A 24,140-nucleotide genomic window follows, 5' to 3' on the forward strand; every position below is an offset into this window, starting at 1 on the left:
GTTTTTACTGCAATGATCGTAACTTCTCAATCTCTTCTAAGGACAAACCTGACGCCTCGGCAATAACTGATGACTCTATACCTAGAGCAAGTAACTTATAAGCCATTTCTTTTCGCGCTTTAGCCTTACCCTTAGCCTCACCCCGAGCCTCCCCCTCAGTACGTCCTTTAGCTTCCGCCACCTTAGCTGCTTCATACATCGAGGCTTCATCATGCAGATAGCGTTGACGCGCTTCATACTGCCTGCGGGCTTCATCATTCTGACTCAAAAACTCTAGCGTATTCATGGCCTTCTTCAACACAGGTTCGTTCATCGTCAGCACCTCCCATTTGGATTGGTCTCTACTTCCGCACAGGTCTGATATACTTGAAATGCCGTTCCGGATTGAAATAGAAGTAAATGATTCGTCCGGGAGAAGTGTCGAAGCAGTAACCGGTGTCTGAAAAATCAAAGGTTGCCATTACCCGTTCAATCTTGTCCTCCACGCTGCGGTTCTCCTGCTCATAATCGAAAGGCCCATGTTCAAATACAATGTATTCGTCTTCGGGAACATCAATCATAAGCATCTGCGGGGGGACTTGGCCGTCATATTCCAAAGGTAACCGTACCCCATAACACTCTGTGCGCGGAATCCCCCAATCGCAGAGTCTGCCGTCCGGGTCATTCATGTACGCCATAACCTGGCCTCCGGCTCCGTTAGGTTCGCTTCCGCCATCGTCATCTAGTTTGCCCTTGATGCTATCGAGTAAGCCGCAGATGGTTTCGTAGTCCTGTCCCGGAATGAGATTTTGCTTTTGCCAAAAGTCCCAATACCCGTTACTCTCATAGTTTTTAATGTGCACAAATTTGTGAGCGGGAATGGTTACAAAATAAATTTTTACATCCTCTGTAGATTTGATCATCCCAATCTCTCCCAATCCTAAAAAGTAGCGGTCGAAAGGGTTTAATTTCGTACGAAGAACGACTGGCTTCGGATTTTTCCGGAAATCACTTGGAGTTACAGCATAGGTTCCCTTAAAGGCTCTGGTAAAAGCTTCATGAGAGGAAAATCCGTAATTAAAAGCGATATCTATAAGGCTTTTTTCACTATCCCGGACTTCTTTTAGTGCAAAGGCTAATTTTCTGTGCCGCAGATAATCCCTGAATGGCATACCCGATATTTCTTTGAACTTCCTGGTTGTATAAAATTCGGAATAACCCAGCGTATGGGAAAGATAGCGCAGTGTCAGGGCTTCATCATTATAATTCTTAATACATCTGTCAATTTCATCAACGATGATTTGAATTTGTTTCGGCCACTCGTACATTCGTCAGTTCACCCCGTTTCAATCACTCTATATGTACTATAAATAAATAGAGCTATTGCTGCTTGATTTCACTTGCGGTTCTTTCAGAAACGATCTTATAATACATAATAGCTGTGTTCTGGAAAAAAATCTCACTCCGTCCATTATACATAATGACAAGAAGGAGTTTTGCTAAAATGATAGTAACTTTGCATGAAGCTAAGCGCCCGGAGATTAACCTCAAGTATGTTGTGATTGTCATCAGACAAGGGGAGGACTGGGTGCTGGTGCGGCACCGCGAGCGGTCCACCTGGGAATTTGCCGGCGGGCATATTGAAGCAGGTGAGACTCCGGGTGAAGCTGCCGTTAGGGAGCTGTATGAAGAGACGGGCGCGGAGGAATACAAGCTGCACCCTGTGTGCATCTATTCGGTCGGCAGTGAAGCAACTCCTGAGAGCTTCGGGATGTTGTATTTTGCAGCAGTAGAGAAGTTTGGACCCCTGCCCCAATATGAAATGGAGGAGCGAAGAAGCTTCAGAGAGCTGCCGGAGGCGGTAACGTATCCGGGAATCTACCCCACACTGTTTGCTAAAGTCAATGAAGCTCTTGTATCAAAACCAATGTGACCCCGCACGGGGTGATTATCGGTTGGAGCAGAGGCTTCCTGGATTCCGTTTTGCCGGATACTTCTTCTATATAATAGGGGCCGGACGTAATCCGTGTCATGGCAACTAATATAATCTCTTCGTTGTTATCCCGTACCACCAGCACCGCCACCATGCGAGTGATTAAGCCGCGCCGTCTCTTCCTCAATCCGCTGCACATCAATCCGCTCAAATAACAATACAAGTCCCTGCACCGGCTGGTGCGCGGCAACGGATACCGGCTGCCATGCCGGTTGCTCCAAGGACAGGAATCCTCTGATCTTCTCACAGGAGAAGGGGAGGAACGGGTTCAGCAGGTTAGACAGATTGGCGATGATCTGCACACAGGTATACAGCGTGTTGCCGCCAGCCGCCGGGTCATGCTTAATCTGCAGCCACGGCTGCTGCTGATCGAAATATTTGTTGGCCTGACGAATCTGCGTGAAGATACATTCCAGCGCTTCCTTGAATCGTCCGGCTTCAATCAGGGTCCCGGCCTCCTTATACAGGTTCTTAATGCTGTTACCCCATGCCGCATCCAGTGTCCCTGAGGGTACCTCACCGTCCCAGGACTTGTTGATGAATGCCAGACTGCGGTTGACGAAATTGCCGAAGGCGCCCAGCAGCTCACTGTTATGACTGTAGATGAACTCTCTCCAGGAGAAGTCGGCATCCCGCTTCTCAGGACCGTTCGCAATCAGGAAATAACGGATCGAATCCGGCTCATACCGGCTGAGAATATCCGGCAGCCAGACTGCCCAGTTGCGGCTGGTGGAGAATTTCTGCCCTTCCAGGGTCAAATATTCAGAAGAGAAGAGACGGTCCGGCAGATGCAGATTCTCAGCGCCCAGCAGCAGCGCCGGCCAGATCAGGCTGTGAAAAGGAATATTGTCCTTCCCATGGACATAGTAAGCTGTGATAGGCGGTTGTTCCTGGTGATTTGGCCCGGATGAATCCAGCCAGAAATCTTCCCAGCGGTTACCGGTCTCCGCTGCCCACTGCTTGCTGGCAGACAGGTAGCCGCTGACTGCTTCGATCCATACATAGATTTTCTTGTCGGTGAAGCCGTCTGCCGGCACATCCACGCCCCAGTCTAGGTCACGTGTGGCAGCACGGTCCTGCAGCCCTTCCTGCAGATATCTGCGGGTTAGCCGTACAGCATTATCTCTCCAGCCCTGCGCAGATTCAGCGTATTCTGTGAGTGCATTCTGGAAGCTGGACAGAGATAAATAGTAATGCAGGGTGGGACGCAGCACAGGCGTGGACCCGCAGAGGGCGCAAGTGCGCTCCAGCAGATCAACGGGGTCGAGAATCGTCGAGCAATAGTCGCACTGATCCCCCCGGGCCTGCTGTCCGCAGACCGGGCAGATTCCCTTCACGTAACGGTCCGGCAAGTAACGCCGGTCGTGCTCACAATAGCACTGGAGTGTGGATTTCTGGTACAGGTAACCGTTATCCAGCAGCTTAAGGAACAGCTCCTGCACTGTGCGGTGATGATGCGGCTGATCTGTCCGGGTGTACAAATCATAGGTGAAGCCGAGTGTGCGGAAGTTTTCTGCGAACTCCTGATGATACCGGCTGGCGAATTCACCAGGTGATATGCCTTCCTGCGCCGCCTGCACAGCAACGGGAGTGCCATGGCAGTCGCTTCCCGATACATACAGCACAGTGTCGCCTTTGGCGCGGTGATAGCGGGCCAGAATATCTCCCGGGAGAATACTGGCAAGTCTGCCCAGATGCAGGGAGCCGTTGGCATACGGCCAAGCCCCTCCGATAAAAATATTTGTCATGTCGTCGTCCTCCTGAAGTTTTTTTGGACACAAAAAAGGCACTCATCCCCTAAAGGGACGAGAGCCTGTGCTCACGTGTTACCACCCAAATTCATCAATGCCTTGCGGCATCCACCTTTTCAGGTACGTCCGCAGAAGTCAGCGGGTATACCCTAGCATGGTAACGGATGCGGGTTCCGGCGCAGCCTACGTCCCGTTCATCCGGGCTTCGATGCGCAGCTCTGAGACCATGTTCCCGAGGGTTTTCTTTGCTCCTTTTCAGCGTCCGGAGCTCTCTGTGTAAGAATGGCCAAGGTACTCTTTCTCTTCATAGCTATTGTGGTTATCCTAATTACTGGATATCATATATGCAGGTGCAGGGCAATGTCAATACCGTAAACAAATTTGCAAAATACCATAGCCGTATGCGACAGTAGGGGAAGAGGGAAAACGGAAAACGGGAAGCAGAAGGAATAGCGGCCCGCCCGCCTGAAAGTTGTGAGACAGAGAGATGAAGGGAATGGGGACTATTGCCTGAACAAAAGCAGGAAAAGAAAAACTCGGGTGCATGGGGATGGCTGGGCAGCGGGGCAGTATTGCTGCTGCTTAAAGGCAAAGCCATTATATCTCTGCTCAAGCTGGGGAAGATAGCAGGTCCGCTGATCTCCATGATGGTATCCATCTGGGCTTATGCCCTGATCTCGCCATGGGAATTTGCGGTGGGCTTCGTTGCCTTATTATTCGTTCATGAGATCGGTCATGTGATTGCTGCCAAGCGGATTGGACTGCCGGTGAGCGCGCCGCTGTTTATTCCGTTTATGGGTGCACTCATCACGATGAAGCAGCAGCCGCTGGATGCCAGACAGGAAGCTTATGTAGCGTTTGGCGGCCCTATACTCGGGAGCATCGGAGCGGCTGTAGTATTCGGAGCAGCTTATTATTATCATAGCCCCTTTTTATATTCACTGGCATACGTGGGGTTCTTCCTGAACTTGATTAACCTGCTGCCGATCCATCCGCTGGACGGGGGGCGAATTGCCACAGCTGTAACACGCTGGTTGTGGCTGGTAGGGCTCATTGGCGGCCTGGCTGTAATTATTTATCTGAAGTCTATCCTGTTCTCCATCATCTGGGTGATGTTCGCCTACGATATGTATAAGAAATATATCAGCCGGCGTACGAAGCAGCAGATGCATACCGTGTTAAAAAGCTTCCTGATCCCCATTGAGGATCTGCAGGAGCAAGGCTATCTCATTCCCGGGCCTGAGCATAAGCGGGAGCTGCCATATACCACCTACAGTGATTTGAACCGCCAGCAATTTGTCGGGGTACGCTGGGATAATCTGGATTACTACGGAACTACGACTATGCCGGTGCAGTCTCTGATTGGAAAAGTCAGAATAGTGCAGTTGGACCAGGTGTATGTGGAAGCCAGGCTTCATTTGAAGATGCAGTGTGAGATCAGTTTCACGGTGTATGACAATGATAAGTATTATGAGGTGCCTGCGGCCGTCCGCTGGAGATATGGGGCTGCTTATTTAGTACTGGCAGGCTTTCTGGGGGGCATGATGTACCTTGTTCATGTGGTGGGGAATGTAAATCTGTAAGGATTCGTTTATGAACCTCCCGATTCGTCAAAGCTGTAAAGAGCTGAGAAGGAGAAGGAGGTTGAGCAATGCGCAAGGCAAGAGTAACTCTCCTGTGGATTGGGGCATGTCTCATTATAGGGACGGCCGGATGTACGGCAGGCAAGGAGGTTCCCGAACACACGGGGGTTCACAGGATGAATGAGCTGGACGGGAGCCTGCAATCACGGGATGGCCTGACTTCACCGGTGATGCAGGATGTGTACGACCGTTCGATTCCCGAGGAGGTCTATGACACTCCGTGAGGCCTTTAGCCGTTCCCTGTCCATCAACCCTGCTCTGAAGCTCTAGATCCTATATACAGGATATTAATAATTCTGTATAATGCTTCATATTGATTGGACCTATAGAGAGGAGCCAGGGGGATGGCAGTGGAAATTATTCATGTAACTACAGAGGAGCAGCTTCGACTGGCGCTTGCGATCCGCAAGCAGGTATTTGTGGAAGAGCAGAAGGTGCCGGAAGCAGAAGAAATAGATGAACATGATGTGATCAGTGATGAGGTGTTTCATTTCCTGCTCATGGAGGGCGGGCAGGCGGCTGCTGCCGGACGGATGATCTATTACAAAGCGGAAACCGCCAAAATGCAGCGGATAGCCGTTCGTCAGGAGCACCGCTCCAAAGGATACGGGCGTATTCTGCTGCTGGCTATGGAAGAACGGGCAAGAGAGCTTGGTCTCCAGGGATCAGTCCTGGATGCCCAGTGCCACGCAGAAGCCTTTTACAGCAAGCTGGGGTATGAAGTGATCTCCAAGGAGCCGTTCTATGATGCGGGGATTCTGCATGTGAGAATGCAAAAGATTCTGTAATTCTGCCAAGGTTACATACTCTTTCGATGCGGTGGACAAGCTAGAAGTGAGCCTGATTGATGGCTAATTCAAGTGCGAAGGAGTAGATTCTAAGTGATGAATCAAGAACGAGAACGTTTTGTTGCCGCCAAGCGCAATGGTGACGGGGATTTGACCGAGTTCCAGACCTCTTCCGGGCGTGTACTGGATTACCAGCAGGCACTTCAGGAGGTTCAGTCCGGAAGCATTGAAGGGGTCAACGTATTCAAGGGAAGAGACGGAGAAATGTATATCCGCGGGGATGCTGACGGTGATCCTACGAACAACCTGGATCAGCTTCCGCAATTTTAGCCTGGCATAGAACTCATATAGAAAAGGCCGGACAGGCGTCCATGTGACGCTGTTGTCCGGCTTTTTCTATATGTTGGAGAAGAAGGGAGTCTTCTCCGGGCCGAAACCGGTTGCAGAGAGATGCAATTTTCTTTTCTTCTGCAAAAAGAAATAATTCCCTGAATTCTGCGCAACTTGTCGAAGGGTTAGCAGTATACATTAACAGCATGAATTACTTGGAGGGGCTTTACAATGAGATGGAGAAAAATTGCTCTGTGCGCGGTTGTGTTTTTCATGATGGGAAGCTCCTATTTGTTCGCTGACGCTGTGAACCAGAAGATCAAAGTATGGAGCAATGGAAAGGAAATAGCCGATGGCGGCTATCTGATTGACGGCAAGGCCTACATCCCGGCCAGAGAGGCAGGAGGTGTAATTGGCTGGGACGGCTCGGGTAAAGTGACGATCCTCAAGCCGAATGTTCATATCGTACTCTTCAAAGGCGACACGGTGTTCGGCAATGTCAATACAGGTAAACTTAAGATGAAGATCCTGACGCAGGTGGACAGCCTGAAGGACAGCATTGCTGCCGTGAAGGTGGCGATCACCGATCCCTCGGGGAATGTAAAGGATATACTGGAGGATGCAGGCGGCTCCAAGAATGAGGATTTCTGGTTCTCTACACCGGAATTCACCTATGATTTCAAGGAACCGGGCAAATACAGTGTAGGTTTCTTCGTGAAGGCAGCGAAGAACGGAGATTACATTCTTGTGTCAGAAAAGGTAGTTACGGCCTCGTCCAAGAATTAAGCCCTCTATGCAAATTGACCTGAACTTATCTTACGTGTTACGATACCAAATGTAGGATAATTCAATTAAAGTGAGGTATTACAATGAGCGATCACAAACATGAGCATGGCCATGAACATGGTGAAGCATGCGGTTGCGGACATGATCACGACCATGAGCACGAGGAGTTTGTGCTGACCTTGACGAACGAGCAGGGCGAAGATGTAGAAATGGTACTGGTGGAAACGTTTGATGTAGCCGAGAAATTATACGCTCTGCTGCTCGAACGCGAGAACCCGGAAGCAGACGGGATTATCCTTCGTATGGAAGAAGAAGACGAAGAAATGGTTCTGTACAACATTGAAGATGAAGCTGAATGGAAAGCTGTTGAAGAAGCTTATAACGAGCTGCTTGCCCAGCAAGAATAGATTTCAGGCATTCAATGCAAAACCCCGATACGAATACAGTATCGGGGTTTTGCATTGCCGTATGTCTTACGGACAAGCCGGCTTAGGAGATAGGTTCTGCTTCGACAATAACCTTGATGTTGGTAATGCTGCGGTCCTCGGGGCCTTTGACGGGCAGTCCGATTTCTACATGGTCAATGATATAGTCGATATTATCTTGGGTAATAACTTCACCAGGGAGAAGAATTGGGATTCCCGGCGGGTAGACATAGATGAACTCTGCAATAATATAGCCTGCGGACTCCCGGAAGGGGACCAGCTGGGTGTCAGCGTAGAAGGCGTCTCTCGGGATTAAGGCAAGCTGCGGAATATTCGGCACCTGAACCTTAAGCTCATAGATTTCACCTTTGCTGTAATGAATCGCTGAGAGCACCTGCAGCGCTGCGAGCAGCTTATCTACCGATTCCTGTGTATCACCAGGAGTGATCAGGCAAAGAATATTATACATGTCGCTAAGTTCTACTTCGATGTTATACTTCTGACGGAGCCAGTTCTCGGTCTCGTAACCGGTAATCCCCAGATGGCGGACATGGATGTTCAGCTTGGTCGGATCATGATTGAAGGTGGCTTCTGTTCCGAGAATTTCTTTGCCGAAGCTGTAGAGTCCCTCGATTTCATTAATCGAATTCCGGGCATAATTGGACAGGGCGATGGTTCTCGCCGCCATCTCATGGCCGTTCAGGGCAAGGTTACGTCTGGAGGTATCCAGAGAGGCAAGCAGAATATATGAAGTTGAAGTGGTGGTCAGCATGCTGAGAATGGTCTGTACCCGCTGTGGGTTGACAAGGCCCGTCTTGGCATTGAGATTCAGTACCGAGCTCTGCGTCATGGAGCCGCCTAGCTTATGGACGCTGGTTGCTGCCATATCTGCACCGGCCTGCATAGCCGATACCGGTAAGTCCTCATGAAAATGAATCAGTACTCCATGTGCCTCGTCCACAAGTACGGGAACCCCGTAACTGTGGGCCAGGTCGACAATCGAACGCAGGTCGGCGCACACGCCAAAATACGTCGGATTGATAACGAGGACACCTTTGGCATCCGGATGGCGCCTCAAAGCCCGTTCGAGCGAGCTTGTGGTTATGCCGTGGTCTATCCCAAGATTCTCATCCTGTACAGGAGAGACGAAAATAGGCTTGGCTCCGGAGAAAATAATGGCCGACATCACAGATTTGTGAATATTGCGCGGCACAATAATTTTATCTCCTTCTGAGCAGACAGAGAGGATCATAGTCATGATGGCATTGCTCGTGCCTTGTACACTGAAATACGTGTAATCGGCGCCGAAGGCCTCTGCAGCCAGCTTCTGAGCTTCAAGAATAACCCCGGTGGGCTGATGAAGATCATCAAGCGGTGCAATATTGATCAAATCTATGGATAGAGCGTTATCGCCGATAAACTCACGGAATTCGGCATCGGTTCCTAGCCCCTTCTTATGTCCCGGAATATGGAATTGAACTGGATTTCCGGCGGCATGCTTTTTGAGAGCAGTGAAGAGGGGAGTAGCTTGTTGATTCATTTAATGCTGTCACAACCTTTCGCAAAGATTAGTTTTAGATTTCTCGCTGAAGCGGAAGTACCATCCCTTGGGGACGGAGTAGTCCCTTCTGCTTGAACAAGCAGTCATCAGTATAACAAATCAATCAACATAATACTAGGATGTGATGAAATGTCTGGCAAAGCAGCGCAACGTATGCATATCAGTTTAGCCTCTCCGTTCATTTTAGAAATGTGGATCATTATTTTTCTGGTCGAATTCGTCAAAGGATCGCTGCTGGTCGCCCTGCTGCCGGTCTATATGGAGAATATTCTCGGCCTGTCCGTAACGGTGGTCGGGTTCGCCTTTGCGCTGCAGTATCTTGGGGATAACCTGTTCCGCAGCCCGTTCGGCTGGGTGATGGAACGCATCGGCTACCGCTGGACGATGACAGGGGCACTGCTGCTCCTTGTGGTGGCCGTAGGACTGATTATTTATGCCAAGGATGCAGTAACCTTATCCATCGCTTGTCTGATTCTGGGGATTGGAACCTCCCCGCTGTGGCCTTGTACGATGACTGGCATCACCGAACTGGCAGGCTCTACCCGGAGCGGCAGCAGCGGCGCGGCCATGGGGGCGGTCGAGATGGCTTCCCTGGCCGGAACCGGGGTGGGACCCATTATCGTTAATTTCATGATGGACCATGGCGGACAGGGCTACCGGACGGTCTTCCTGGTGCTGATGGGCTTCGCGGCTGCAGTGGTCATAGTGGCTCTCTTTCTGCCATCAAAGATCGGCGGTCATGCGCCGCGTGTTGTCCGTGAGCTGACGGCTGAGGGGCCTCCGGTGCCGCGTAAGCCGCTGCGCCCCCTGCAGAGTCTGAAGCGGACCTGGCAGCAGGTCACTTCCTCTCTGAAGGTAAGCCGGCTGCTCTTCCCGGCCCTGTTCCTGCAGGCTTTTGCCATCGGGCTTATGACGCCGGTGGTCACCTTGTTCGCCCGGTCGGAGCTGCATGTCACCCCCAACCAGTTCAGCCTTCTGCTGATTGCCGGCGGGGGAATTACGGTGGTGACGCTTATTCCTGCGGGGAAGCTGGTTGACAAGATCGGTACATCTATCTTCCTGAACATCGGCTTTCTCCTCGCAGCCGGCTCCCTGGCATTCTTCTCACAGGTCCGCTGGCTGCCGCTGGCCTTCGTGGCTGTGGCAATGGTCGGGATCAGCTATGCGCTGATTCTTCCGGCATGGAATGCCTTCCTGGCGAAGCAGGTGCCGGAGGGAGAACGAGGAACCGTCTGGGGACTCTTCCTGACGCTGCAAGGCTCGGGGATGGTGGCAGGTCCTGTGCTGTCAGGCAAGCTATGGGATACGGTTAGCCATAGTGCTCCTTTTCTGGCCAGTGCAGGAGTCATGGTTCTGTTATTCGGACTGCATCTCATGATTGTCCACCGGACGAAGCTGAAGCACGGCAGAGCGAACTGAGTACGTCAAGGGCCGGGGAGTGAACCCGGAGTTCACGGAGTCCGGATAAAGTAAGCCGCAGGCAACCTGAATACCAGGCGAATGCGGCTTTTTTGGACCTTACAGACCAGGGAATTCGCTCCGTAGCAGGGTTTGCGTTTGGAAAAGGTGTAAAACGGGTAAAAATAGTCAATAAACCAAGTTACCGCTACATAAAATAAAGTATAAAATAAGTGTAAGCCGAACACAGAATCACAAGGTGCAAGGGGAGGTCCGGCAGTCTGTTCTGCTCTTAAGTTAGGCCGTAAAGCTGACGATGCTTAAATCAAGCAGTTAGGGGGGAGTGCCGTGAACAAAAACGACGAAGTGGAGTACTGCAATCTGGAGCTGCGGTTCGACAGACAACATATCCAGGATTTAATCAAGGATCTGATCAAGGAAGGCTATTCCCTTTACTGGAGTGAGAACGAGAGCGTTTTTCTTATTTCGGTGCGCACCGGCCGCAAGCTTGTGAAGCTGCGCTTCCAGCGGATCAAGGACGGCTTCAAGCTGGTGGGTGATTATATGATCCGTGATGCGCGCCTGGCAGAATGGATGGAGAAGCTGATTGGCGATATGAGAGGTCATGCTGTAGTCAAGCGCTTCCGCGACCGTCAGATCATTATAGAGAATATTTTATTCGGTGAAGTGATCCGCCTGGTGGAGATTTCCGGATACCAGCAGCGGGTACTGTACCAGAAGGGTCCGCTATTGTCGGATCAGGAGCTGACGAAGCTGTTCTACTCCACCCATGGCGAGGAACGGATTCGTGACCACAGGCTTGCGGTTGACGAACAGCTCGACCGGCTGAGTGAAGCCATGCGCGGCAGCGACACCGAAGCGGTGATGGATTGCACGGCCAAGCTGCAGCAATTGACCAGGGAGCTTGCGGCTCTGGAATGGTGATGTGCTAAGCGGGTTATTATATTTCAATTAGGGGCATCCCGCAGCGGGGTGTCCTTTATTCTGTCATTCTTGAGGCCGGGGGGTTCACTTCTGCGGACAAAACCGTTAAAATAGTCATTGTGAGCAATTTCCCTGATAGATCGAACTTTGTCAATGAAATTGATCTCTCTTTCGCAGGCAGAACTTTGCTGTCGCTGACAAAGGGTGGTATTCTTATACTGCGAGAAATGGATTTCACAAAAATACAGGGTGCAAAGGGTGGAGAACCAGATGTCAAAACAACAAATCGGCGTTATTGGCTTGGCGGTAATGGGCAAAAATTTGGCTCTTAACATCGAGAGCAAAGGCTTCAGCGTATCCGTGTTTAACCGTTCCCCGGAGAAGACACATGATCTTGTCGCAGAAGCAGAAGGTAAAAACCTGGTTGGCACGTTCTCCGTTGAAGAGTTTGTGCAATCGCTGGAAGTACCGCGCAAGATTCTGATCATGGTCCAGGCGGGTAAGGCGACAGACTCTACAATTGAGCAGCTGCTTCCATTCTTGGATCAGGGCGATATCATTATTGACGGCGGCAACGCTTATTTCCCTGACACTGTACGCCGCAGCAAAGAGCTTGAAGACAAAGGCTTCCGCTTCATCGGCACCGGCGTTTCCGGCGGTGAAGAAGGCGCACTGAAGGGCCCTTCCATTATGCCTGGCGGTCAAGAAAGCGCGTATAAGCTGGTTGAACCTATTCTTACGGCAATTTCAGCCCATGTGGGCGGAGAGCCTTGCTGTACATATATCGGGCCGGACGGTGCAGGACACTATGTCAAAATGGTGCATAACGGCATTGAGTACGGCGACATGCAGCTGATCGGCGAAGCCTACCATCTGCTGAAGGATGTCCTGGGTCTGGATGCCAAGGAACTGCACAGCACCTTCGCAGAATGGAACAACGGCGAGCTGGACAGTTATCTGATCGAGATTACCAAGGATATCTTCGCACAGTATGACGAAGAGACCGGCAAACCTATGGTTGACGTCATCCTTGATGCTGCCGGCCAAAAGGGTACCGGAAAGTGGACAAGCCAAAGCTCGCTGGATCTCGGCGTGCCGCTGTCCATGATTACCGAATCCGTCTTCTCGCGCTTCCTGTCTGCCATGAAGGAAGAACGCGTTGAAGCCAGCAAAGTGCTGAGCGGACCTGCGGCAGTAGCCTTTGACGGCGACAAGGCAGAATTCATCGAGAACGTACGCAAAGCATTGTTCGCCAGCAAGATTGTATCGTATGCCCAGGGCTTCGCCCAGCTGCGTGTAGCTTCTGACGAATACGGCTGGGATCTGAAATACGGCGAGCTGGCTAAGATCTGGCGCGGTGGCTGCATTATCCGTTCCCGGTTCCTGCAGAACATCACGGATGCTTACGAGAACAATGCCGAGCTGAAGAACCTGCTGCTCGATCCGTTCTTCAAGAATGTTATGGATAATTATCAGTCGGCATGGCGTAAAGTTATCGCTTCGGCTGTCACTCTGGGTATTCCCGTTCCGGGATTCGCCAGTGCCCTTGCCTACTACGACAGCTATCGTACAGAACGTCTTCCGGCGAACCTGCTGCAGGCGCAGCGCGATTATTTCGGTGCCCACACCTTCAAGCGCGTGGACAAAGAAGGCGTATTCCACCACAACTGGCTGGCAGAGTAACAGGCAGCCGTTCCGCTTAACTCACAGGGACCCGAGATGCTTTCCGCTTTATGCGGAGGGCTTTCGGGTTTTTTTGCAAATTTGCCGCCATTGTGCAAACTTTTCACCCTGTGTTATGATATGACAAATGTCGCGGCCTGGAGGTAGTTATGGACGATAGAAATATCATCCTCGTGGGGATGATGGCTACGGGGAAATCAACGGTAGGCGCCATTCTGGCCGAGGAGCTTGACTATGAACTGGTCGATTTGGATGCAGTGATTACCGAGAGCGAAGGCCGGAGTATTGCCGATATTTTTGCACAAGGCGGGGAGCAGGCTTTCCGGGAGATTGAATCGGCTGTACTGAAGAGGATGCTGCAGGGTGAACGCAGAGTGATCTCTACAGGCGGAGGTGCCGTGCTGGCACCGGGGAATGCAGAGGTTATGCTGGAGCATGGCTTCGTTGTGGCGCTAACGGCCACGGAGGAAGCGGTTATTGCCCGGGTCAGCGGGGATGAGAACCGGCCGCTGCTCGCCGGCAATGCCGCAGAACGGGTACGCTCCATTATGGAGCAGCGCCGGGAGGCTTACCGTTTCGCGCATTGCACGGTCGATACAACTGAGCGGAGTGTGGCCGAGGTCTCCGAATATATTTTAATGCATTACCGCGCCTGAGCTTTTAAGCGTGTTGGCGTTCGGGAGTAAGCTGCGGCTTATTCCGTTTCATCCCATTCAATCATGCCGCCGCTGAGGTTCGAGCCTGTAATGCCGAATTGCTGCAGATATTCACAGACACGCTGGCTGCGGCTGCCGGAACGGCAGATGAAGATGATCTCGGTATCAGCCGGAAGCTGCTCCGTCTGCTGCGGGATCTGGCCCATCGGGATGTGCTGCGCACCGGGAATCATGCCGAAGGCAACCTCATCGTCTTCACGGACGTCGATCAGTAGAAGTTCTTCGCCGGAAGCGAGTCGCTTACGCAGCTCCTGCGGTGTAATTTGCGGAATCTCATTCATGGTAGTACCCTCTTTTCTGTCCGAATATTTATGGATTGGCTTCACGCTATGATAACACAACTGCGGATTACCCTGTCAAACAGGGCCGTACATACAGACCACTTTATTTGAAGGAGCGCTTATACTATGGACGTTATTGTTAGGCCCACGCCGACGCTGCAAGGAGAATTCGGAGCCCTGTCATCCAAAAACTATACTACCCGCTATCTGCTGGTAGCCGCTCTGTCTGAAGGAGTCAGTACGATTTACCATCCCGCACACAGCGAGGACAGCGATGCTATCCGCAGATGTATCGCCGATCTCGGCGCTGTGCTGACTGAAGATGAAGAGAAAATTGTAGTTCAAGGGTTCGGGCGCCATCCCCGTGATGTCAAAGAGCTGAATGTCGGGAATGCCGGCGCCGTGCTTCGTTTCCTGATGGCAGTGGCTGCGCTCAGCCCTGAGGTTACGTTCGTGAATACCTACCCGGATTCCCTTGGTAAGCGGCCGCATGATGACCTCATTCAAGCGCTCGGGCAGCTTGGCGTTGAGGTGGAGCATAATCAAGGAAGGCTGCCGATCACCATCCGCGGCGGTAAGCCGCAGGGGGGGCGGATTACCGTCTCTGGTGCCGTAAGCTCACAGTATCTCAGCGCACTCTTGTTCCTGACTCCGCTGCTTGAAGAAGACAGTGAGATCATCGTGCTGGATGATCTGAAATCCAAGGTGGTCATTGGCCAGACGCTAGAGGTCATGGAGCAGGCCGGAATAATTGTACATGCGGCTGAAGATTACATGTCCTTCAAGGTGCCGGGCCGTCAGGCTTATGCCGCCAAGTCCTATACGGTTCAGGGCGATTATCCGGGATCGGCGGCTGTGCTTGCCGCCGCAGCGGTGACGAAATCGGATGTGACGATTCACCGGCTTGCCGAGCAGAGCAAGCAGGGGGAGCGGGCGATTGTCGATGTGCTGCGGATGATGGAGGTGCCGCTCACCCATGAGAACGGAACGGTACATGTGCAGGGGAACGGGGTTCTTAAGGCGGTAGAATTCGACGGAGATGCAGCAACCGATGCTGTACTGGCTATGGTGGCAGCGGCCGTATTCGCTGAAGGCACCTCACGCTTCTATAATGTGGAGAATCTGCGTTATAAGGAATGTGACCGCATCACGGATTATCTGGCCGAGCTGACCCGTGCCGGTGCGAAGGTCGAAGAACGGCGTGACGAGATTATTGTCCATGGCACACCGGAGGGGGTTGAAGGCGGCGTGACGATCAATGCCCACTATGACCACCGTGTGATTATGGCACTTACTGTAGTGGGACTGCGTGCCCGCCAGCCGCTGCTGATTAAGGATGCGCATCATGTAGCGAAGTCTTATCCCCAGTATTTCGATCACTTGCGCTCATTAGGCGCTAATGTGGAATGGGTGGAGTGACGGAGACAGGCCAGTTAAGCATAGCTCTGCTTACCCGGGAGGATGTTACCTCTGTAACGGATCTTTACAGGCTTTCGATTACGGATGCTTTTGAAGGTGAAGGACTGGGTCACTTGGACAGTGACATTCAGCAAGAGATCGAGTCCAAGATACGGATGGTTAACGCTTCACTGAACCCGCAGAACTCAGATACGTATTTCTGGGTGGCCCAGATGGACGGTAAGGTCGTCGGCACCATCTCGTATGCCCCTTGCGGAGAGGATATCCGGGTCTGTACAGGAAATAAGCTTGATGCTGTAGGTGAGCTGGGCAGTCTATATGTTCTGCCGGATTATCAGGGACAAGGGATTGCTTCAGCTTTGATTGCCGAGCTGATGATATTTCTCAGACAACAGGGGATTACTGAGTTCTGCCTGGACAGCGGCTATAGACGCGCGCAAACCAGGTGGCTGCAGAAGTTCGGAGCGCCCTATGCGGTAGTTAAGGATTATTGGGGACCGGATTCTGTTCATATGGTGTGGCTGTGTACGGTGAACGGAACAATATAGCGGGAACATGCGGACGGTTCGGATTTGGAACTTTTCCTGATGCGCGGTATGATGTAGGTATAGCTGAATCTGGTATGTGCCCAGATGCGCAATCAACGGAAGGGGTAATACACATGAGCTTTGAGAATCCTAGCAGGGATCAAATTGGAGACATTCTGGCTGCTGCAGGCAATATTGCCGTAGTGGGCCTGTCCGACAAAACAGACCGCACCTCTTATATGGTAGCCGGCGCTATGCAGAGCCGGGGCTACCGGATTATTCCGGTGAATCCGTCGGTAGACGGGGAGATCCTGGGCGAGAAATGCTACCATACCCTCGCGGAAATTCCTGAGCCGGTGGATATTGTGAATGTATTCCGCCGCAGCGAATATTGTGCAGCTGTAGCGCAGGAGGCAGCTGATATCGGCGCGCGTGTTCTCTGGCTGCAGCAGGGTATTATTAGTCAGGAGGCTGCGGATATCGCCGCTGCCCATGACATGATCGCGATCATGGACCGCTGCATCAAGGTGGAGGAAGCCATTACGATGAAGGGCCGGAGCCGGGAGTAAATGCTTCGAGGACAGCCTTAGGCAGACTTCCGGTTCCATGTGTGATGCACGCGCTCCGGGCTATCATGCGGACCCCGCTGTCTTATCTGGAGGATTTCCGTATTCGCAGAATAATAAGTTTTATTGAGTTTGATTTGCTATACTTTACTTAGACGAAGAACGTCCTTTATCCCATTTCCAGATGGGGAGGACGTTCTTTTTTTATTTTGCGGGAGGAGATTTCTATGGAATTTGAACAGGCACATGGTAACTTTCTGGAGATGCATACTAATGATAGGGGCGGTGAGCGGCGGGGAAGGCTGCTGCGCGGACATAACTATGCGGAGAAGCTGTTTTTGCAAAATGTATGGTGGCCTTTGTTCGAGTCACTGGAGCATTTGCACCCGGAGTATGAAGTTTATGACTGGAACCGGAAGTCACAATTTTTGGACTTTGCTTTTTTACCGCTGAATGGTGCGCGCTTCGGTATCGAATGTGACGGTTATCAGAGCCACATCAAGGATATGGACCGGGAGAGATTCAGCTATGCGCTTAACCGGGATACCTTCTTGACTGGGATGGGCTGGAGACTGCTGCACTTCTCCTTCGACGATATCCAGCAGCGTCCCGAAGTATGCCGGATGCTGCTGCAACTGGCGCTCGCGCCTTATCTGGCCCGGAACAGGGCAGGCGGGGAGCACCTGTTGTCAAAAGAAAAAGAAGTCCTGCGTCTGGCGTGGCAGCTTGGCAGGCCGGTTCGGCCTAAGGATGTTACGGACAATCTGCAAATAAATTTCCGGACGGCACGTAAACTACTGGTAACCTTGAGTGATAATGGCTTGATCAAACCAGTAGCATCTAATGAACGGGTTCGATACTACGAAGTTAGCTCCATGCGGCCAGATCAAATCTGGTGATGAAAGAGGGGGCGTTCGATAAGATCTGGTAGCGACGGATTATAAGTGTAGTTCGTACAACTAAAATGTGCTAAATAAGGTGTTTATCAGGGTTAACTGCACTTCATACAATTAAAAATGCCTATTATTGCGATTAAAGCAAAATCGGGCCAAAATAGCTGTACAGAATGCAGTTAGAGTAAAAAGTAAAGTCGTATTGCCAAATATAGTTGTACAAACTACACTTATCCAGTCGCAGTAGTCGCAGTAGTCGCAGTAGTCGCAGTAGTCGCAGTAGTCGCAGTAGTCGCAGTAGTCGCAGTAGTCGCAGTAGTCGCAGTAGTCGCAGTAGTCGCAGTAGTCGCAGTAGTCGCAGTAGTCGCAGTAGTCGCAGTAGTCGCAGTAGTCGCAGTAGTCGCAGTAGTCGCAGTAGTCGCAGTAGTCGCAGTAGTCGCAGTAGTCGCAGTAGTCGCAGTAGTCGCAGTAGTCGCAGTAGTCGCAGCGCAGCAGCGTTGTTTTCTTAAGACGGATAGTGTTAGTCCGGTAGGGTTTAGTTCACACGGATTCTTTTGACAAAAACTGCTGCAGCGCTTACCATTCAATATAGAAAGAAAGGAGAGGGTCGCCTTGAATTGGCTCGGATCTTTGCAGCAGTTGGGCAGAGCCATTATGCTTCCTACCATGGTGCTTCCGGCGGCAGCTATTCTGCTGAGTCTGGGCAGCTTGCCATGGTCTGCATGGGGACTTTCTTCGGTATCCGAAGTGACGACGTACGCGGGGCAAGGAATATTCTATTTCATGCCTTATTTGTTTGCTGTCGGTGTGGCGTGGGGATTGTCCAATCAGGCCGGACCGGCCGGACTGGCCGCACTCGCAGGGATGTTCACTTATGACCGGATTGTTTCCAATATGGGAGACGGGGCTGTACAGCCTGCAACATTAATTGGTATTATCCTTGGAATTGTAGCCGGTGTGGCGCATAACCGGTTTAAGAATATCAAGCTGCCGGAGGCGATCCAGTTTTTTGGAGGGTCGCGTTTTGTTTTGCTGTTCATGGGCTTATTCTCGGCGCTGTTCGCCTGGGTCATGCTCGGAGTATCACCGCTCCTGCAGGAGCTGCTGAATGAACTCTTCAGGGTGGTGCAGGTTACCGGCGGATATGGAGTGTTTGTCTACGGGGTACTGTACAGGGTGCTGACGGCCTTCGGCCTGCATCATATCCTCAATAATGTATTCTGGTTCCAGCTTGGCTCCTTCACGACGCCTGACGGCAGCGCTGTGGTGCAGGGGGATTTGCCGCGCTTTTTTGCCGGAGATCCTACAGCGGGTGTGTTCATGGCCGGACTGTTCCCGATTATGATGTTCGCCCTGCCGGCTATTGCGTTTGCGATCATCCAGGAAGCGCGCGAAGACCTCAAGCCTAAGATAAAGAAGACTTTTTTGCGTGCAGCCCTGGTATGCTTTCTGACCGGCGTGTCGGAGCAGATTGAATTCGCCTTCCTGTTCGCGTCGCCGTATTTGTTTGCGCTGCATGTAGTCATGTCTGGGCTTGCGATGGTGCTGACCTACTCGCTCGGAATTCATCACGGCTTCTCCTATTCGGCGGGGACCATCGACTTCTTCCTCAACATGCATCTGTCCCAGCGGGCTTGGCTGCTGATTCCGATCGGGATCGGCTATGGCATTGTCTATTATAACGTGTTCCGCTGGGCGATCCGCCGGTTCCAGATTCCTACGCCGGGCCGTGAAGAAGGCTCTGAGCTTGGGGACTGGGCGGGGAATATTCCGTATCAGGCTCCGCTGATTCTGGAGGCGCTGGGCGGCAAGGAGAACATTGTGCAGGTGCAGGCCTGCATAACCCGGCTGAGATTAACGGTGCATAACGACCGTTTCATAGATACAGGGGCGCTTAAGGGACTTGGCTCCGCAGGCATTATCAAGCTGGGCGGCGGCAATGTGCAGGTCGTGTTCGGTACCTATTCAGAGCTGATCCGCGAAGAGATTGACAAGCTGATGCTGCGCGATCTGCCGCAGGTGCTGTTCAGCTCGCCCATCCAGGGGCGGATGATGCCGATCGAAGAAGTGCCTGACCATATTTTTGCCGCGAAGCTGGTTGGAGATGGAGTGGCCTTTTTCCCGGAAAAAGGAGAGCTGGTCTCGCCCGTATTCGGCAAGGTAATGCACGTATACCCTACGATGCACGCAGTGGGCATTGCTACGCCCGAAGGCCTGGAGGTGCTGATGCATATAGGGATCGATACCTCGCAGCTTAAGGGGCCGTTCGAGGCGCTTGTACAGGAAGGTGACAGTGTGGAGCCGGGGCAGCTGCTGGTCCGGTTTGATCTGGCCTACTTGAAGGAGCATGCCGCTTCACTGGCGACACCGATGGTGATCACCAATCCTGACCGGGTCAAATCCTGGAGCTATGCTCCATTCAAAAACGTTAAAAAGGGGCAGTCTTCCGTTATGTCCGTGGTATTACATGAGAGCAATGTTGGAGGGATCGAAGCATGATACAAGGCATAGGCGCTGCAGCAGGTGTTGCCATCGGGAAGGCCTTTGTTTTGCCGAACTGGGAATGGAGTCTGCCGGACACTCAGGTGAACCCGGTGGATCTGGCCAAGGAGTTTGAACGTCTGTATGAAGGGATCCGTACCTCCAAGGACGAAATCGAGTTTATCAAAAAAGAATTCCGGGAGGTTGTCGGACCGGAGGAATCGAGTATTTTCGATGCCCATCTGGCGATTCTGGATGATCCTGTGTTCATGAGCGAAATCCGCGGCATTATCGAACGACAATATAAAGCGGCCGAGGTGGCAGTGAAGGAAGCGATAGACCACTTTGTAGCGATGTTCGATCTGCTGGACGATGAATATATGAAGGAACGGGCCGTGGACATTAAGGATGTCGGCAACCGTCTGCTGAAGCATCTTCTGGGTGCGCCCGAGGTAACGCTGCCGTCTGATACCCAGCCCTATATCCTTGTGGCTAAGGAACTGTCCCCCTCACAGCTGGCCCATTTGAATCCGGCTTATGTGCTGGGCATCGTTACGATGATGGGCGGCAAAACCTCGCACTCCTCCATCATGGCCCGGGCGCTGGGCATTCCGCTGGTAGCAGGGCTGGAGAACAAGATCCTGACCCCGATCCAGACCGGGGACATGCTGGTGCTGGACGGAGAGACCGGAGCGGTGATGCTCCATCCCGATGAATCTACATTAAGAGACTTCACCTCCAGACGCGCGAAGCAGCAGAGGAAGCGGGAGCAGCTTGAACTGCTTGCTACAGTCGAGGCAGTTACCAAGGACGGTGTATCGCTGCGGCTGGCCGGTAATATCAGTTCGGTGAAGGAGCTGAACATGGCGCTGAAATATGGGGCCGAGGGAGTGGGGCTGTTCCGCACGGAGTTCCTCTATATGGACCGCAGCTCCTTCCCGACAGAAGATGAGCAATTTGAGGTGTACAAGCTGGTCGCGGAAAAAGTCGGCAAGGAGACCGTTGTCATCCGTACGCTTGATATCGGGGGGGACAAGCACCTGGATTACTTCCAGCTGCCGGAGGAGCAGAATCCGTTCCTCGGCTACCGGGCAATCCGGATCAGTCTGGACCGCAAGGACATGTTCAAAACACAGATAGCGGCGATTCTGCGGGCCAGCCATTACGGTAATGTCCGAATGATGTTCCCGATGATCTCCTCTGTCGAAGAGGTTCAGGCCGCCAAAGCGGTGCTGAATGAAGTGAAGAACGAGCTGGACAGCCGGGGGGTTCCGTATAACCGCGAGATGAAGGTAGGGATTATGATTGAAGTTCCGGCCGCTGTAATGATTGCCGATCTGCTGGCGGAGGAAGTGGACTTCTTCAGTATCGGCACGAATGATCTGGTGCAGTATGTACTCGCAGTGGACCGGATGAATGAGCAGATTGCCCACATGTATCATCCTTACCATCCGGGCGTGCTGCGCATGATCCGCATGACGGTAGATGCGGCACATAGCGTGGGCATCGACGTCAGTGTATGCGGTGAGATGGCAGCGGACGAGCGTTCGCTCCCGCTCTGGCTGGAGCTTGGCATCGGCGTGCTGAGCATGTCGCCGCAGGCGTTGCTGAAGGTCAAGCACCGCACGCTGAACACGCTGGCTTCCGAGGCGAGGGAGATTGCGAAGGTGTGCTTCCGCAACCGGACCAGCACGGAGACGGAGGAGCAGCTCAGTGCTTATGTAGGGCGCAGCGGGTTCACCTTGGGCGGCGGCGGAGATTCCAAAGAAAAGACATCATAGCCTTAACGGCCGCATGTTAAAGGCTGAATTGAATATAAAGTCCGGCGTGGGGGTCAAGCGAGCCCAGACACACCGGGCTTTTTGCTGTACAGATCGGCGGAGGATCGTTCGCTGCACGGCGGATTGCTCCTATAACCCGGCCTTCTTTTCAAAAAAAGTAAAACCGTTTGGACTGCCGGACAGTCAGTATATACAGAAGTCAAAAAAGAAGGGGAGAGAGTTCCGGGATGGAGAATACGTGGGAAGGCGAGCGGGTGCGCCTCTTGAGTCAACAGGAACAGCTGTTTATCGGCCGGGTGCTGGAACAGAAAAAAATACTCTACAGCATCGCATACAGCTACTTACGGAGCGAAGCGGAGGCGCTTGAAATGGTACAGGAGACTACATACAGAGCCTGGGTCAAGCGTTACAGCCTGAAAGACAGGGACCGGTTTGCACCGTGGCTGACCCGCATTCTGATCAACTGCTGCAAGGATGAACTGAAGCGGAGGAAGCGGCTGGCTGCTCCTGTGCCGGATCGGGCGGGCGGCGGACTGCAGGAGATGACCAGTGACCGTAAGCTGGATATGGAGCGGGCACTCGAAGGGGTCAAGCCGAAATACCGTCAGGTTCTTGTGCTGAAGTATTACCGGGACATGACGCTGACTGAGATTGCGGCGGTGCTGGGCAAGCCGGAAGGAACGGTCAAGACCTGGCTGAACAAGGGACTGAAGCAGCTGCGCGACAAAATGAGAATAAGAGGGGGACTATAGAATGGTCAGAACGGAAGAAGAATTGCTGAAGGAGTATTATCAGAGTCTGTCAGCAGAAGCAGAAGAGATCGCTGAAATGAAGCTGAATACGGCGATTCGCAGCGGGTTAACCCGCTCTGCTAGAACCGCCCGGCCCCTAAGGAACCGTTATGTTCTGGCTACAGCGGCTGTAATGGCACTTGTGCTGCTGTTCGTTCTCCCTTGGGAAAGCGAGGCTCTGAAACCGCGAGGCGCTGCTCTGAGTGCGCAAGTCCCGGCGCTGAATTCGGAATGGCTTGGGGATTACAGTAATATTGCTGGGAGTGACTCTACCGTGATCTCGGCATTCGAGGCAGGGCTTATTAAGCGGCTAAGCGGTGCAACTGCAGAGAAAGATGGTTATGTCTTGACGGTAGACGGTTTCGCTGCAGACAGGATGGGGATTATCCTGCTCTATACACTGGAGAATAAGAATGAGCAGGCGCTGGATTATACATTTTCCGTAACGGATAACAAGGATAGGGTATTGGGACAGGGGCGAATGTCCGGCGGAGAACAAAATACAAGAAAAACGCGGATTAACCGCGGTTATCGAATTATGCAATGGAACACAAACTACACGAAGCTGCCTGAACAGATTATGCTGAAAGCTTCTGTGTTCGCTGCGGAACCGGCGGGCGAGATAGAAGAGGGGGTATTGCATTATGAGACCGTTACAGAAATATCTGTACCTGTGGCGCTTGATCTGAATGCCGTTGCAAACGCGGGAGAAACCCTTGCTGTCAACAAAACGTTAACTATGGCTGGACAGCGTATTACGATCGGGGATGCCTATCTGGCTGCATCAGGAATGTATGTGGAGACTGAATTCAGTTCACAGAATTCCATAGATATCTTTAGGCTGGCCAGTCCGCATATCCTGATTGGCAGCGGCAATGATTTTACCGCATTGTATTCAAAAGCATCGCTTGATGTTGAGGGCAAAAGGTATCTCCTCTTCCCTGGCAACGGGTTATCACAGAGTACCATGAAGATTCAGATTGACGGAATTATTGGACTTGAGAAATCTGCACAGGAGCTGGTCATTGATACGGACAAGAGAAAAATCATCAAGGGAGCTGATAAGCGTCTGCGAATCACCGCTGCGTCTACCCCCAACAGCCTGATTCTTGAATATCAACGTCAAGGCAATTATAGCGCTGCCAATACTGTAAATGTAATTCTGGATCAGACATTTAAGGACGGAGCGGGTAAACTGCATACGGCTGTGTATAATTCCTCGGTGCCTGTCATTGATCCAGGTCATGCCAACGATAAGGTTCCACCGTTTCAGTTCGCGTACAAACTGGGAACAGCGGAGTTGCAGCAGCCTTTGACTTTTAAGGTCATTAGTTATCCCAACCTGATCAAAGATTCAGCGGAGCTTATTCTGCGCAAGTAACGGTATATATTTGAAAAAAAAA

General features: G+C 52.0%; 25 protein-coding genes. 19 read left to right on the forward strand and 6 right to left on the reverse strand.

The window, feature by feature from the left end; translation table 11 throughout:
• Nucleotides 1-4 precede the first annotated feature (4 nt).
• Nucleotides 5-313: a hypothetical protein gene (locus tag KDC22_RS13330; protein ID WP_211723383.1), complete on the reverse strand. Its 309-nt coding sequence runs from the start codon at nucleotides 311-313 to the stop codon at nucleotides 5-7.
• A 28-nt stretch (nucleotides 314-341) separates the two neighbouring features.
• Nucleotides 342-1,307 (reverse strand): helix-turn-helix transcriptional regulator, encoded by a 966-nt coding sequence (locus tag KDC22_RS13335; RefSeq protein ID WP_211723384.1) that lies wholly within the window; start codon nucleotides 1,305-1,307, stop codon nucleotides 342-344.
• Between the two features lie 176 nt (nucleotides 1,308-1,483).
• Here KDC22_RS13335 and KDC22_RS13340 point away from each other — a divergent pair, with 176 nt between their 5' ends.
• Nucleotides 1,484-1,912, forward strand: a complete 429-nt coding sequence (locus tag KDC22_RS13340; protein ID WP_211723385.1) for an NUDIX hydrolase — start codon at nucleotides 1,484-1,486, stop codon at nucleotides 1,910-1,912.
• 125 nt (nucleotides 1,913-2,037) lie between these two features.
• On the opposite strand, the gene metG is transcribed toward KDC22_RS13340, so the two are convergent.
• Entirely contained in the window at nucleotides 2,038-3,720 is a 1,683-nt protein-coding gene (metG, locus tag KDC22_RS13345; RefSeq protein WP_211723386.1) for a methionine--tRNA ligase, read from the reverse strand.
• A gap of 509 nt (nucleotides 3,721-4,229) precedes the next feature.
• On the opposite strand from metG, the gene KDC22_RS13350 reads away from it, so the two are divergent.
• From KDC22_RS13350 to KDC22_RS13375, 6 genes are all read left to right on the forward strand, one after another.
• Complete coding sequence (locus KDC22_RS13350; protein ID WP_211723387.1) at nucleotides 4,230-5,306, forward strand: site-2 protease family protein; 1,077 nt, start codon at nucleotides 4,230-4,232, stop codon at nucleotides 5,304-5,306.
• A 68-nt stretch (nucleotides 5,307-5,374) separates the two neighbouring features.
• Nucleotides 5,375-5,590 (forward strand): hypothetical protein, encoded by a 216-nt coding sequence (locus KDC22_RS13355; RefSeq protein WP_211723388.1) that lies wholly within the window; start codon nucleotides 5,375-5,377, stop codon nucleotides 5,588-5,590.
• Nucleotides 5,591-5,710: 120 nt separating this feature from the next.
• Entirely contained in the window at nucleotides 5,711-6,154 is a 444-nt protein-coding gene (locus KDC22_RS13360; RefSeq protein ID WP_211723389.1) for a GNAT family N-acetyltransferase, read from the forward strand.
• Nucleotides 6,155-6,247: 93 nt separating this feature from the next.
• On the forward strand, nucleotides 6,248-6,484 hold the full coding sequence (locus KDC22_RS13365; protein ID WP_173126119.1) for a DUF3892 domain-containing protein: 237 nt from the start codon (nucleotides 6,248-6,250) through the stop codon (nucleotides 6,482-6,484).
• 231 nt (nucleotides 6,485-6,715) lie between these two features.
• Nucleotides 6,716-7,270 (forward strand): copper amine oxidase, encoded by a 555-nt coding sequence (locus KDC22_RS13370; protein ID WP_211723390.1) that lies wholly within the window; start codon nucleotides 6,716-6,718, stop codon nucleotides 7,268-7,270.
• Between the two features lie 83 nt (nucleotides 7,271-7,353).
• On the forward strand, nucleotides 7,354-7,677 hold the full coding sequence (locus tag KDC22_RS13375) for a DUF1292 domain-containing protein (protein WP_173126126.1): 324 nt from the start codon (nucleotides 7,354-7,356) through the stop codon (nucleotides 7,675-7,677).
• Between the two features lie 82 nt (nucleotides 7,678-7,759).
• Here KDC22_RS13375 and KDC22_RS13380 read toward each other — a convergent pair whose 3' ends face one another.
• Nucleotides 7,760-9,235 carry an aminotransferase class I/II-fold pyridoxal phosphate-dependent enzyme gene (locus KDC22_RS13380; RefSeq protein WP_173126129.1) on the reverse strand — a complete coding sequence of 492 codons (1,476 nt, stop codon included), beginning with the start codon at nucleotides 9,233-9,235 and terminating at the stop codon, nucleotides 7,760-7,762.
• Nucleotides 9,236-9,445: 210 nt separating this feature from the next.
• On the opposite strand from KDC22_RS13380, the gene KDC22_RS13385 reads away from it, so the two are divergent.
• The 4 genes from KDC22_RS13385 (at nucleotide 9,446) to KDC22_RS13400 (ending at nucleotide 13,938) form a co-directional block, all read left to right on the forward strand.
• Complete coding sequence (locus KDC22_RS13385) at nucleotides 9,446-10,675, forward strand: MFS transporter (RefSeq protein ID WP_246553553.1); 1,230 nt, start codon at nucleotides 9,446-9,448, stop codon at nucleotides 10,673-10,675.
• 327 nt (nucleotides 10,676-11,002) lie between these two features.
• Nucleotides 11,003-11,599 carry a hypothetical protein gene (locus KDC22_RS13390; protein ID WP_211723392.1) on the forward strand — a complete coding sequence of 199 codons (597 nt, stop codon included), beginning with the start codon at nucleotides 11,003-11,005 and terminating at the stop codon, nucleotides 11,597-11,599.
• Nucleotides 11,600-11,869: 270 nt separating this feature from the next.
• Nucleotides 11,870-13,282 (forward strand): NADP-dependent phosphogluconate dehydrogenase, encoded by a 1,413-nt coding sequence (gene gndA, locus KDC22_RS13395; protein ID WP_173126138.1) that lies wholly within the window; start codon nucleotides 11,870-11,872, stop codon nucleotides 13,280-13,282.
• Nucleotides 13,283-13,431: 149 nt separating this feature from the next.
• On the forward strand, nucleotides 13,432-13,938 hold the full coding sequence (locus KDC22_RS13400; RefSeq protein WP_211723393.1) for a shikimate kinase: 507 nt from the start codon (nucleotides 13,432-13,434) through the stop codon (nucleotides 13,936-13,938).
• A 38-nt stretch (nucleotides 13,939-13,976) separates the two neighbouring features.
• Here KDC22_RS13400 and KDC22_RS13405 read toward each other — a convergent pair whose 3' ends face one another.
• Nucleotides 13,977-14,279: a rhodanese-like domain-containing protein gene (locus tag KDC22_RS13405; protein ID WP_173126144.1), complete on the reverse strand. Its 303-nt coding sequence runs from the start codon at nucleotides 14,277-14,279 to the stop codon at nucleotides 13,977-13,979.
• A 126-nt stretch (nucleotides 14,280-14,405) separates the two neighbouring features.
• On the opposite strand from KDC22_RS13405, the gene aroA reads away from it, so the two are divergent.
• The 4 genes from aroA (at nucleotide 14,406) to KDC22_RS13425 (ending at nucleotide 17,690) form a co-directional block, all read left to right on the forward strand.
• On the forward strand, nucleotides 14,406-15,698 hold the full coding sequence (aroA, locus tag KDC22_RS13410; RefSeq protein WP_211723394.1) for a 3-phosphoshikimate 1-carboxyvinyltransferase: 1,293 nt from the start codon (nucleotides 14,406-14,408) through the stop codon (nucleotides 15,696-15,698).
• Complete coding sequence (locus KDC22_RS13415; RefSeq protein ID WP_211723395.1) at nucleotides 15,686-16,246, forward strand: GNAT family N-acetyltransferase; 561 nt, start codon at nucleotides 15,686-15,688, stop codon at nucleotides 16,244-16,246. The genes aroA and KDC22_RS13415 overlap by 13 nt, the downstream gene beginning before the upstream one ends.
• 113 nt (nucleotides 16,247-16,359) lie before the next feature.
• Nucleotides 16,360-16,794 (forward strand): CoA-binding protein, encoded by a 435-nt coding sequence (locus KDC22_RS13420; protein ID WP_211723396.1) that lies wholly within the window; start codon nucleotides 16,360-16,362, stop codon nucleotides 16,792-16,794.
• 224 nt (nucleotides 16,795-17,018) lie between these two features.
• Nucleotides 17,019-17,690 (forward strand): PDDEXK family nuclease, encoded by a 672-nt coding sequence (locus tag KDC22_RS13425; RefSeq protein WP_211723397.1) that lies wholly within the window; start codon nucleotides 17,019-17,021, stop codon nucleotides 17,688-17,690.
• A gap of 224 nt (nucleotides 17,691-17,914) precedes the next feature.
• Here KDC22_RS13425 and KDC22_RS13430 read toward each other — a convergent pair whose 3' ends face one another.
• Nucleotides 17,915-18,337, reverse strand: a complete 423-nt coding sequence (locus KDC22_RS13430) for a hypothetical protein (protein ID WP_211723398.1) — start codon at nucleotides 18,335-18,337, stop codon at nucleotides 17,915-17,917.
• Between KDC22_RS13430 and KDC22_RS13435 the strand changes: the two genes are divergently transcribed.
• From KDC22_RS13435 to KDC22_RS13450, 4 genes are all read left to right on the forward strand, one after another.
• Nucleotides 18,297-20,183, forward strand: coding sequence for a glucose PTS transporter subunit IIA (locus KDC22_RS13435; RefSeq protein ID WP_211723399.1), 1,887 nt, complete (start codon nucleotides 18,297-18,299; stop codon nucleotides 20,181-20,183). The two genes, KDC22_RS13430 and KDC22_RS13435, sit on opposite strands and share 41 nt — an antisense overlap.
• The gene (gene ptsP / locus KDC22_RS13440) at nucleotides 20,180-21,946 is read left to right on the forward strand and encodes a phosphoenolpyruvate--protein phosphotransferase (protein ID WP_211723400.1); all 1,767 of its coding nucleotides are present in this window, start codon (nucleotides 20,180-20,182) and stop codon (nucleotides 21,944-21,946) included. The genes KDC22_RS13435 and ptsP overlap by 4 nt, the downstream gene beginning before the upstream one ends.
• Before the next feature lie 227 nt (nucleotides 21,947-22,173).
• Nucleotides 22,174-22,698 (forward strand): sigma-70 family RNA polymerase sigma factor, encoded by a 525-nt coding sequence (locus tag KDC22_RS13445; RefSeq protein ID WP_211723401.1) that lies wholly within the window; start codon nucleotides 22,174-22,176, stop codon nucleotides 22,696-22,698.
• A 1-nt stretch (nucleotide 22,699) separates the two neighbouring features.
• Entirely contained in the window at nucleotides 22,700-24,118 is a 1,419-nt protein-coding gene (locus KDC22_RS13450; RefSeq protein WP_211723402.1) for a DUF4179 domain-containing protein, read from the forward strand.
• Nucleotides 24,119-24,140: the final 22 nt, after the last annotated feature.

This window comes from Paenibacillus tritici (genome assembly GCF_018207515.1).
Lineage (GTDB): Bacteria > Bacillota > Bacilli > Paenibacillales > Paenibacillaceae > Paenibacillus_AQ > Paenibacillus_AQ tritici.